The sequence below is a fragment of the Flammeovirga sp. EKP202 genome (assembly GCF_014534745.1).
Taxonomy (GTDB): Bacteria; Bacteroidota; Bacteroidia; order Cytophagales; family Flammeovirgaceae; genus Flammeovirga.
Map to the genome: position 1 here is coordinate 12323 of NZ_JACVVP010000053.1, position 12061 is coordinate 24383.

Here is a 12061-nt window from a genome sequence, read left to right on the forward strand (position 1 = left end):
ACAATGAGAAAAATACTTTGGCTCACTGAAAATTATCCTCCTCAACAAGGTGGAATGGCAGAGTCGTGTGATAGAATAGTAGAAGGGCTAAAAAGTAAAGGTTTTGAAATTCATATTATTCATTTTTACAGAAAAGGAAAGCCTTTTAAAACATTGACGAAGCAGAGTGGATCATACACCTATATTCCATTTGCTCACTCTAAAGCACATACACTTCACCTTACGGCGACTTATCTGGATAATAATTTTGATGGAAAAGTGGACTGTATCATGGGATGGGGAGGTAATTTGGTCAAAGAAGGGATCTATGTTCTTCATAAATTATTAGGAGTCCCTTACTATTTTTGTTTTAGAGGAAATGATTTTGATGTTTCTTTATTCAATGCCAAGGATGCGTTTAATTTAGAACGCTTGATCCAAAATGCATCGGCCATTTTCACTAACAGTACAGATAAAATCAGAAGGATGGAGAAAGTCTTTGATTATAAAAAGGCGTATTTCACTCCCAACAGTATTGATTTGAATTTATGGAATGCTACCCCCCAAGAAATACAACAGGCCAATGCATTTAGAAGTGCTCATAATGGAAAAATCATCATTGGACTTTTTGGTTTTATCAAAGAAAAGAAAGGGTTTACTTTTTTTCTAAATGCCTTAAAACGCTCATTGGTTGCTCATCAGTTTTTATTTTTATTTACTGGAGAAATTACAGCTTCTGATCAGGCATTATTAGATGAAATAGGGGTGAAGTATGTGCAGTTGGAAAATGTAAGCAGGTACGAGTTGATTCCTTATTACTTGTACTGTGATTGGCTGAGTATTCCCTCTTTTTATGAAGGTATGCCTAATGTTCTATTAGAAGCAGGAGGATTGAAAATACCGGTGATTGCTAGTGCTGTAGATGGAATGAAAGATGTAATTGACGATGGTGAAAATGGATTGCTATTCGAAAATCTCAATGAAGAGGATTGTGCTTTAAAGCTTCAACACGTTGCTCAGATGAACGAAAATAATAGAATCCAATTAGGGGAAAACCTTTATCATGATATCAAGGAGAACTATACTTTGGAAAATGAGATAAAATCATTTGTGGAAAATATAGCAGATTAGTGCTTGAGCAAAATAACAATCACCATGAAATTATTCTATATTCTAGGAGGAGGTTTAGGACACCTTACAAGAGTCCAAAAACTTATCTCAATGCTAAATATCGATGAGGATTATCTCATTTTCTCTACAGTTTGGGCCACAAAAGTTTTTCCTAGTGATAAATGTATCGTGATTGATCCAGAAGATTTCCAAAATAAAAAAAGCCTTTTCCCTTTCTTACTTTTACAGCTTAAAAAATATTCAATTTCTGATCTGTACCTTGATACCTTTCCTTTAGGCTTATTCAAAGAAATCAACCCAGGTTTAATTCCAAATCAATGTCGATTGCATTATATAGCCCGATATTTAAGATGGGACATTTACTATGGAGGTTTAAAGAGTTTGAAAATAAATTTTGATCATACGTATATCATCGATTTCTTGGATAAAAAGCAGTTTCAATTTATTGAGGATAATGCCCAAACCATTCATCATTTAAAGCTTTATCCAACAGACTATAAAATCAAAAAGAAAACCATTGAGGAGAAATTTTATCTCATTAATCATTCAGGTCCTCAACAAGAAATAGATGCTTTGATTGATTTACTTAAAAAACATGAAACGTATAAAAAAATACCATTGCCTATAATAATCAATACACCAAAATTAACATTACAAAATGATTCCATAAAAGTGATACATCAGTACCCTGCGTTTTCATTATTTGAACAAGCAAAATTAATCGTGACAGGTTGTGGCTATAATAGTATGTTGGAAACAATTCCTTATCAAGAGAAACACATTTTCCTTCCCTTTAAACGCAGATTTGATAATCAGTTTGAAAGAGCAAAAAGAAGGAGAAATGAAAGTAGATCCTGTAAATACCTGTAAAAAAGCTGATTAAAATTTGACGAAAACTTAGTCTAGATCGGCTCGCAAGGATGTTTTTTAAAGAGCAGTAAAAAGTAAACTCCGACAAAGTCTCCACTATCAATTTTTAATTATTGTTTTTTCTTTGTTAATTTCGGCTTTTAGTTTTTTATGAATTAAATAAGAAGTGAGAGAACTTCTACCACTATTTTTTAATAATACATTGTGCACTCTCAACTACTCTAAAATTATGAAATACTTCCTACTTTTGGCTTTCTCTTTATTGTTGGTGAACATTTCTAGTTTTGCTCAAAAAGTAAAAAATGAGAAAGTAAAATTCAGTTATTTACAATATCCTTCGAAGCCTTTCCCTAAAGCAGAAAGGAAAGTAAAGTTTACTACAGAATCATCAAATAAAGAGACTGTGGCTAAAATGAAAAAGGATTATGAAACAATAATCGCTAATATCGATAAAAAGTATGCTCAGGATCTCGCCGATTTAAAAAGAAGACAAGCAGCTTATGATTCGTCATCAACAGGAAGTAAAATCATGTCTAATATTATATTAGGTGATGGTAGACCTTCAGATACTTTAGTAAAAAAGCAACCTTATCCGTTAGCTCCTGTTTATCCAAAAGTGATAGATGGCTCAGCACAAGTACATTCTCGTATTTCTTTAAAAGGGATATCAGTAGATGAAAGTGCAGCGACGACCATTAAGTTTACTTTTCTTGGAATGGAACACACTGACCGTCAATTAGTGGTTGAAAATGATACCGTTTATCATGGGTATGTGTATACGATTAAAAACCCGGTAAAAGTAACGGCAACTACCAAAGACGGAAATATTTTATACGATGGCTTTGTCAATGACTCAAATAACTTTACACGTGTAATTCGTGATGAAGAAAAAGATTCAGTACAGTTGGAAGAAATTTGGTTAAGAGAAAGAGTAACTGACATTCGTAAAAACGAAGATATGTTACTCATGCTGACGATGAACAAGGCCAATGATTTATTGAATGATTTGTTTGGTTATGTTGTAGAGGAAAAAAGCATTAAGGTGTTTATGGGGGCAAGTAAAAAAGATATTTACCCAGAACACGCTGAGGCTTACAATAATGCCATATTAGGTTATCATTTATTGGAAAATGAGTCAGATTTCAATAAAGCAAAAGAGTACCTTGATCTATCAATTGCAGTTTGGGAAAAATCTTTAGAAGAAAAGAATACAGGAGATAAGAAAGCGAAGATCAATGCAAAAGTTGCTGGAGGTTTACATTTCAATATTGTAGCAGCAGCATTATTTACTAGAGATTTTGAAAAGGTAGCAATACATTCGGCACAGTTAAAGGTGCTTGGAGAAGGAAAATACAAAAGACAACTTGCTTCAATAGATAAATTTATTGATGACTATAAAGCAAGATATACTGCTTACGTTACAGAAGCAGGAATGACAGAGTAAATTACTTTTCGCCTATACGCTTAGGTTCATGGACTTGAGCGACCAAAGAAACCTCATAAAACGATATTTCGTTTTGATGAGGTTTTCTTTTTTATTGAACAAGTTTTTTAGGGGCAGTATTTCTTAAATTCTTCTCTAAAAATTGCAAAGCATTTAAGCGAAAAATCTTATCGATCGCAGTAGATGGAGCGATCTTATTTTGAGGTTGAAGAGGGCAAGTTGGTGAAGTAAAATAGTTTTTCGCATGTGTGACAAGATTACTATATAGACTTTCTGTCTCTTTCGCTGTCCAAAAGCCATTAAGAGGGTTAATTATACCATCATAGTCACTTCCAATTGCCATATTATCCCAAACATTTGAAAGGTGTGCTCGATCTAATACTTCTACAAAATGTTGAATTTGGTTCCAAAGTAACCTCGATCTGTTTCTTAACATTCCTCTTTTGGTGAAACTCTTAGGAACATTTTTAATATCCTTTATGAGCCTTCTTTCATCTAGTTGAAAACAAAAAAGACCTTTGCTTTTTGCAATCTTGACCACTTCATCATCATAGAAATTAATTTCTCCTCCCATAAAAGATCTTCCAACAGGAATTGCATTGATAGGGCTTTTGTGACTTTTCAAACCATTTAAGGCTCCATGACTTACAATGATGGGAATATTCTCATTTGGGAAATTATATTCTAAATATTGATAATAGGCATTTCGAGATTTTTTATTCATATGTTTTACGTCGACTAGGATTCTATTTCCATTTTGGTTGTCAAGCAACTTATCAATGACCTCATAACCTAAAGTGGTAATCCCTCTATCTAACCCATAATCTTGATTTGTAATCCAATCCACAATTCCCCTTAAAGAGTTCGCATGCCCGCAGAGTTCGTTCCAAAAATGATGTGCTACCGTAGCGTACAAAACTTTATGGTCCCATGCTTTTATCTTGTCTACATTGGCTTTGACTTCGAGAGGATTACATTTACTTTTTTTGGCATTTAAACCCGTGTTTAAGGAATGTAACCCTTCGATGGAAAGCACTATAAAGATGGTTTTAATACCATTTTGTAAGTGAATTTCTTTTTCAATCTCTTGATAGTGATTGACAATTTTATACCTCACCTTTTTATTTCTGACCGTCACAATCTTATTGTCGAGTTCCTTGTAAAACTCGTACTCCATTTCAAGGTCCTTAAAGTAATTATCATGATCTTGAATAAACCCTATTCTTCTTTTTCCAACGCCCATGGCCAAACTTCCTATGGTATTGGTGATAATGCCTTTCTTGAAACGGTTGATTAAAAACCCTTTTTCAATAGGGTACATGGAAGCACTGATGACGTGCACATTACCTTCTGCCAAAGTCATTAAATCAGTTTGGGTAAACTTTGTTAAGGATGAAATAAGGTTTAATACTTTCTTAAAAACATTGGGTTTAATTTGGTGAAATATACTATTGTTCTTTTTATAATTTTGATGGTTTCTTCCAGTAATTCTATTGTCATTAAAGCTTTGTCCAAGTGGTTTTAAAGCAGGGTGACAATGGAAGTCAATGAAAAATTTACTGTTCATAAATAGTTTTTGGTGTTGAAATAGGTTTCTTGAATAATCAGTAGTGGTTTGTCTCAATAATCACAAACCTACTTTTTGTATCAGGGTTAGTCACACAAATATTTTCACTGGTCAATAATCCTATTTGTGTGTATTTTCTAAATAAATATTAGGTCTTTTTTACTTATTCAGAATGTTATATGAATATACAAAAATTAAAGTGAAATCTAATATTGTTTCAGTAAATTACTGAAAATAAATGGCTTAGTGTTTTTAGGCGTTATGAATGGATATCGTTTATCCAAGCTATCTTATCACTCCATTTAAATCAAAGTGATAAAATAGTTTTAGATAGACCAATATAGTTTACAATGTAATTTGCTACACTGTAAACTAAGCTTTCGGCCATTTGTTTTTTTTAGAAATCGGTAGGTTTCTACAGATCTGTAGGACACGAATATCGCTAACGCTTAATATTCGCGCCAGTGGACATTCTACCCAATTCGTTTGGTACTGCTTTCCTTGGCCTTGAAGGGAAAAGCGTGAAGAATTTCATTTAAGGAGCCGTTAAAAATGATTTTCTTGTTTGAGCTTTAGCGAGTTTAAAATCATTTAGGCGAGAGAAATGAAATTTAGCTTTTGACTTCAAAGCCTTGACTTTTTTGCTTCGTTTTTGTGTTAAGACAAAAATGAAGAAGAAGGAAGTTTGGAAGTAGCCTCTATAAAGTCTAGTAGGAATATGGACTGAAAGCTAACAAAAACTTAGTTTACAACTTTACTCTATCTACACCATTAAATTCTCTACTTTCTGAGTGAAATTCTTTTTCATAAAGCGTAAAGCATTCGAACGGAATATTTTGTCAATAGCTTCCGTTGGTGCTATTTTATTTTCAGCTTTTAAAGGACAATTGTTAGATTGTAGATAACTAGAGGCGTGTTTCACCAAATACTCAGAAAGACTAGCATATTCTTCTCCTGTCCAGAAACCATTTAATGGATTGACGACTCCATCAAAGTCGCTACCAATTGCCATATGATTCCATACATTAGTATAACCTCTGGATTGTAAAACCTCCACAAAATGTTGAATCTGTCTCCAAAGAAGTTGTGACTGATTGAATTTCATTTTATGCTTTGTCAAACCTTTTTTGATGTTTTTTGGATCATCGATCAAGCGTCTTTCATCAAGTTGAAAACAGAATATTCCATCACTCTCCACAATTTTAATAATTTCATCATCATAGAAGTTGATTTCACCATCCAGAAATTGACTTCCTGTAGCATGATCATGGATCGGGTTCTCAAAGTTTCGTCTACCATTTAAAGCACCATGACTTACGATTAGAGGAATATTCTCTGATGCATAGTTTGTTGAAAGATGTTTATAATAAGCCGTTCTTGACTTATGATTCATATGCTTCAGGTCAATCAACATTCGCTTCTGATAGGAGTTGTCAAGCAGTTTATCGATAACTTTATAACCTAAAGGGGTAATGCCTATGTCCAAACCATGTTCTTGGTCAGTTGCCCAACCCACAATACCACTTAGAGATGGTGCTTGCCCACATAGTTCATTCCAGAAATGATGAGCGAGTGTCACGAAAAAGATCGGATGTTCCCAGTTTTTAATCGTCTCTAAGTTCCTAAGTACTTCTTGCTCGTCGCAATTACTGTCTTCCCAATCTAATCCCGTGTTAAGTGCATGCATACCTTCCATGGATAAAACAATATAAATGGTTGTATACCCTGGCGTGGTTTCCATATTTTCGAGTTCATGGTAACCTTTCACAATTTTATACTTCACTTTTTTACCTCGAATATCCACAATTTGATTATCCAATTGCTTGTAGAAGTCGTATTCCATTTCAAGATCTGCAAAGTAATTACGATGTTCTTGAACATGATCAATACGTTTTTTACCAATTCCCATGGCTAAGTTGGAAAGTGCGTCAGAGATGAGTCCAGTTTTCAGCTTATTGATCAAAAAACCTTTTTCTACTGGATATAAAGCGGCACAAATAACGTGTACATCACCTTTTGCAAGTGTCTGTAAATCAGTTTGTGTAAACTTTGTCATGGTAGTGACAATGTTGAATAACTTGCTGATAGGGTTTGTTTTTTTCTTATGAAATAGGCTATTATTTTTTTTGAAATTAGGACTATTTTTCCCTTTTGTTTCTGAGTTATTGAAACTTTTTCCGAAGGGTTTCATTGAAGGGTGACAATGGAAGTCAATATAGATTTTCTTATTCATTGTGAAAAGTAATATTTTGATGAAGTTCTTGTCTGTTCGAATTAGTCTAACAAAATTCATAAAAAATATTCTTTTTTTAATGATAATCCTTACCAGTGATTAAAAAAATACAAAAAAGCACCTCAAACCATTTTTGATGATCTGAGGTGCTCTTAAGATGTTTAGAAAAACTAAACTAGACTATTGAGGGTTTTTAAGGTTGAAAACAAATTCACCGCCTTCATGTCCAACATTCTTTAAAGGTTTTCCCTGAGGTTCCTGCATGGTGTTACTCATTACAGATTGTCTTACGTAAAGTGCCAAGCTTGAGATTGTCAATTTCTCATTAGGGTTGTTGACAAGGTATTTTGTAAGATAAAGGTTAAATGGGCTATGTTCTCCTGCATTACCATCAGAAACTTCTGTTAATCCACCCGAAGATAAACCCCATCGTGATTTAAAGGATTCCACTCGGTCAGCATACATCATACCTCTAGAGGTACTCGCGAACATTGAACCTGAAAAACATGCATCTGAAATCAGTAAAGTATGTTTTGTTTTTAATGCTTTGATATATTTCAAGATCGTTCCATTGGGTAAGTATTGAGACATATCATCTTGTGTCATCTCAGCATTTACCGGTACCCAATAACCTTCTTCAGTAAATTCATCATAATAACCATGTCCGGAATAATAGATCAGCACCTTGTCTTCTTCACCTACTTTTGTGGCCAATTCCCTCACTAATTTATTGATTTCGGCCTTATTCACTTGTTCATTATAAAGTTCAAAGACATTGGCTTGATCATAATGATAATGTTCTAATAAGACTTTTTTGAAGTTTTGCGCGTCATTCACCGCATTGGCTAATGGCGTCCAGCTAGTATAATTATTACAAGCAATTAATATGAGGTAGTTGGTACCTTTTTGTACTGTTTTAGCAACAACAGCACCAGCATCATCAGCTCCTGATTGATCCAAGCTTAACATGAATTCTTGCATGTCAGAGCGATTTCTCAAAGAATCTTGTACCATCACTCTAAACTTGTTCTGAGGAGCCTTAATCGCTTTAAATCCTCTTGAAACGGCATTAGGTTTTGCGTAGCTTACTTCAATTTCTACATCCATTCCATCACCTGGCTCAATATTCTTTAGCTTTACAGATCTGTCGAAGTTTAGTCCAGGAACAGACATCGAAGCTAAAAGTTTAACTGTAGGAGAGAAAGACGTTCCTTTCCCCCAGTTGTCTACACGAAGTTTTATTTTGCCAGATCCACCTTTTGAAAGCGTTGTTACACCGCCATCATACACAAATTGCAAGTCAGACATCACTAATTCAGCCGGTAAAAGCTTTTCAGCCGGTTTCTTTTCTTTCACAACAGCTACAGCAGGGGTAGGTACAACAGGAGTTGTTGGAGTGGCCACTGAAGGTGTAGTTGTAGGAACAGAGGCGTCTTCTTTTTGAGGAGTTTCGGCGATGTCTACAGTTCTTTCGTTACTACTTTTCTCTGGTTGAGATGTCGTAGCTGCTATAGATGGAGTTGAAACGATGGCACCAACTGTAGGTGTTCCCATATTTAACTCTCTTGCTTGAGGACTCACGTTATCATTAAAAGAAACAACACTATTGTCTTGTGCTTTTACAGAAGCCATGGTCTCCATCATATTTTGAATATGATCAATGAGGACTAATGTAGTTTGCAGGAATTCAAATGCGTCTGTGGCATGTTTGTCACCTGAAGCCGCTTTGTCTATAAAAGGTTTCGCTTTCTTTAATAAATCAAGTGCTTCTTGGTTAAGAGCTGCACTTTGGCTTTCAAATTCTTTTAAACTCAAGTGATTCAACTTATTGATTTCACCTACTGCCTTGTTATAATAAATAGTACCAATATTGTAGTTGGCATCTAAATGGTTTGGATCTTTTTCCAAAGCCTTATTGTACATCTCTAAGGCAGCATCAATTTTATCATTTTGCTGATAAATAACCCCTAACGTATATGGAAATTCAGCATTTTCAACTACCGGAACTAATTCTTCCAATAATTTAGTAGCTTCTTCAATTTTATTTTGTTCAAAATACATTGAGAGAAGTGGCCCCCCATACACTTCAGCGTTATGAGGATAATTTCTCAGACCTTCCTTTAGTTGTTCTTCCGAAACATTTTCGCCATTGCCTAATGAGGCTTGGAACATAACTTCAGAATACTCATTAAAAGAAGGAGAGGTGTATTTGAATACCGAATTAAACTCACTTTTCAATTTTTCAAAGGCAGCATTATCGTTGGCATAGGCTGCGGCCAAAGCTCCTTCTAAATAGGCAACAGAGTCAGTTGGTAGCGTTTCTTTTGCCTTAATATAATCTTGTAAAGCATTTCCAAACTCGTCAAGTTCGTACCATTCACGAGCATTCTTCATGTGCTTTTCCCATACTTGTTCAACGGTTTGTGCTTTTGCGTTAAAAACACAAAAAGAGAAAAGTAGAAGTAGATGATAAAATTTAATTTTACTTTCCATTATTGAATGTTCTTTTCAACTACTTTTAGATTGTTTATTTTAAGTGTGATAAGCATTATCTCACTTTTACTATAGTCTTGATAATTCCTATAATCTCCCTTCACACCAATAAGATTCAGTGTATTGTCATAATCGGTGAGGGCAAAAATAGTTTGATAGGATTCACTTGAACTAAGAACAGTACCATTAATAGGTGTTCCATAATAGTCCAGTTTAAGAATACCTGTATTGAATGAACCAAAATTGTTTTGTGTACCCGTCAATACTCTTGAACCATCTAAATTAGATAGCTTGTTAATGTTGGCAACCACTAAATACTCATTAGGCAAAGCAATGATTTCATTGACCATCCCTTGCATCATTAAGTTGGTGTTCCAAAGTACTTCTCCGTCCACTTTGATGTTTTGAATGTTCAAAGTGTCATAGTTATTAATATTGTTTTTTGATCGGCCCTTGTAAGCTACCAAATAACTTTTTTGCTCTTGCATATACTGGAACACTCGTGGGTATTTATTGCTGAATAAAGACATCTCTCTCAGTAATTTGCCTGACCTTTGTTCAAAAATCAAAACTTTATTATTCAAGGTCAGCTGATTTTCTCCCACTTTAACTCCTTGTACAGTTACCATAAGGTGTAATGATCCACCTTTTAAGTTGATATATGGAATATCAATGGTTGGCAATCCTTGGTATTCTCCCTTTTTGTACGGATATCTTGTTACCCAAGAAATCTCATTAGCCGAGTCTAAATCAGCCACAAAGACTTCTAAAGATTTCTCATCCTTTATCGTACCAATTAATAGCTTATGATCATCTCTACTTGGACGAACATGCAAAGTATTGATCCTTCTAACTAAGAACTCATTACTTTCATGAACAGGTTCTAAACTGATAGAGTCTTTTTCATAAGTTACGAAATCTGCAGAATCTGCCAGGGTAGAAGAGAAGTAATTCACAATAATTTCCTTCAATAATTTCTCCGCGTTTTGTTGTTGTTCATTGATAAACTTCTTCTCATTTGAGATGTACAGAGGAAGGTTGTCATTGTATTTTGATTCGAAATACTTGGCGTGTTTTTTATATCCAACACTTTCTTTGTCTGTTGGAATGCTATTGATTCGGTCTTTTGCCTTTTCACTTTCTGTCCAAACGTCGGCTTGTGATCTGATGTATTTTAAATCTCCTTTTAGTCCTGAGTTGATCACCTTAGAATAAGCAATCTGATTTAAAAGGTTGATTTTTTGTTCTTTGTACTCGTAAATATTGACAGGGTAGGCATTCGGGTCATATTTTTTGATTTTACCTACTGTATAAAGATCCAAATAGAAACGTTCTTCGCTTGGTGTTGCTGTATTTTGTTTTTGTAGCACCAATGTCTCTAATTTTTCATCATAACTTGTCACCATTGAGCGCATCGAGATGATTTCGTCTTTGTAAAATTGCAGTACTTCATCATGCCATTTTGAATAATCCCACAAACGAATATCATCTGTTAAGAAGCTAGTTCTTGTAAGTCCATGAATTCTGTAATCCTCAATTGGAAGAACACTGTAAGTGGTAGTATATCCTTCCATAGGGTGTACTTCTAATGCCTTTTTGTAAAGCTCAAAATAGAAAAGACTCTTTTTGTAATGGGTTTTCATTGGAGCCATTTTCTCAAAAAGAGAATCATACTCCGCCATGATATACAATTCTTTGATAGTAGGGTAAGTGCCGCAAACTTCTCTGAAAATCTCATTTGCAATCAAGTACTCATTAATACTAGCTTTAAAATTGAGGTAAATACTGTCTACTTCTACTTTTTGCTTTGCTAATACTTCTTTTCTACGCTTCAGTTCATTATGAATATGGTTCATATTCACTTTTTCATCAATCAAGGTGTCATTAGCGGGGAATTTCAAAAACTCCATATAATAACGCTTCCCTTTTTTCTTTACTTCTTTTTCGTCTAATCGAGCCTCAAACAACTCAATGTATCGAAGTGCGGAATCACAAGTAGAATGAATGGCTTGGTACTCTTTGAGCACATCAAAGTCATTGATGCGTTGGAAGTAATAATCACTAACCTGAAAAACAGGGTTCAACTCCAATGGTTGATATTTCATGACTTTTTTCAAGTCTTGAAATGTATAATCGTTGATTCTTGAATCAAATGTAGGTTTGAATAGAGGAAAAAACTTTTTATAATCTAAATCCTCATATTTCTCTCTTTCTGCTTTTGTTGCTTCGTCTTCTTCTACTTTTTGTTGAGCAAATACAACGCTATGCCAACCAAGAAGGAACAGCATCAAGAGTAAAGAAATTTCTTTCGATATATTTTTGCTAAAAGTCTTCATTACTTACT

The 12061-nt window shown here is 34.4% G+C and carries 7 protein-coding genes; 3 read left to right on the plus strand and 4 right to left on the minus strand.

Features of this window, described 5'->3' with window-relative positions; genetic code table 11:
- Positions 1-3 precede the first annotated feature (3 nt).
- The 3 genes from IC221_RS23615 (at position 4) to IC221_RS23625 (ending at position 3424) form a co-directional block, all read left to right on the plus strand.
- A complete protein-coding gene (locus IC221_RS23615; protein WP_188171310.1) occupies positions 4-1110 on the plus strand; it encodes a glycosyltransferase family 4 protein in 1107 nt (368 codons plus the stop codon).
- A 24-nt stretch (positions 1111-1134) separates the two neighbouring features.
- Positions 1135-1980, plus strand: coding sequence for a hypothetical protein (locus tag IC221_RS23620; protein ID WP_188171311.1), 846 nt, complete (start codon positions 1135-1137; stop codon positions 1978-1980).
- 229 nt (positions 1981-2209) lie between these two features.
- Positions 2210-3424: a hypothetical protein gene (locus IC221_RS23625; protein ID WP_188171312.1), complete on the plus strand. Its 1215-nt coding sequence runs from the start codon at positions 2210-2212 to the stop codon at positions 3422-3424.
- 91 nt (positions 3425-3515) lie between these two features.
- Here the strand turns inward: IC221_RS23625 and IC221_RS23630 are convergent, their stop codons facing one another.
- From IC221_RS23630 to IC221_RS23645, 4 genes are all read right to left on the minus strand, one after another.
- Positions 3516-4991, minus strand: a complete 1476-nt coding sequence (locus IC221_RS23630; RefSeq protein WP_188171313.1) for a membrane dipeptidase — start codon at positions 4989-4991, stop codon at positions 3516-3518.
- A gap of 763 nt (positions 4992-5754) precedes the next feature.
- Entirely contained in the window at positions 5755-7224 is a 1470-nt protein-coding gene (locus IC221_RS23635) for a membrane dipeptidase (protein ID WP_188171314.1), read from the minus strand.
- Between the two features lie 180 nt (positions 7225-7404).
- Complete coding sequence (locus tag IC221_RS23640; RefSeq protein WP_188171315.1) at positions 7405-9717, minus strand: caspase family protein; 2313 nt, start codon at positions 9715-9717, stop codon at positions 7405-7407.
- Complete coding sequence (locus IC221_RS23645; protein ID WP_188171316.1) at positions 9717-12053, minus strand: hypothetical protein; 2337 nt, start codon at positions 12051-12053, stop codon at positions 9717-9719. The genes IC221_RS23640 and IC221_RS23645 overlap by 1 nt, the downstream gene beginning before the upstream one ends.
- Between the last annotated feature and the right edge of the window lie 8 nt (positions 12054-12061).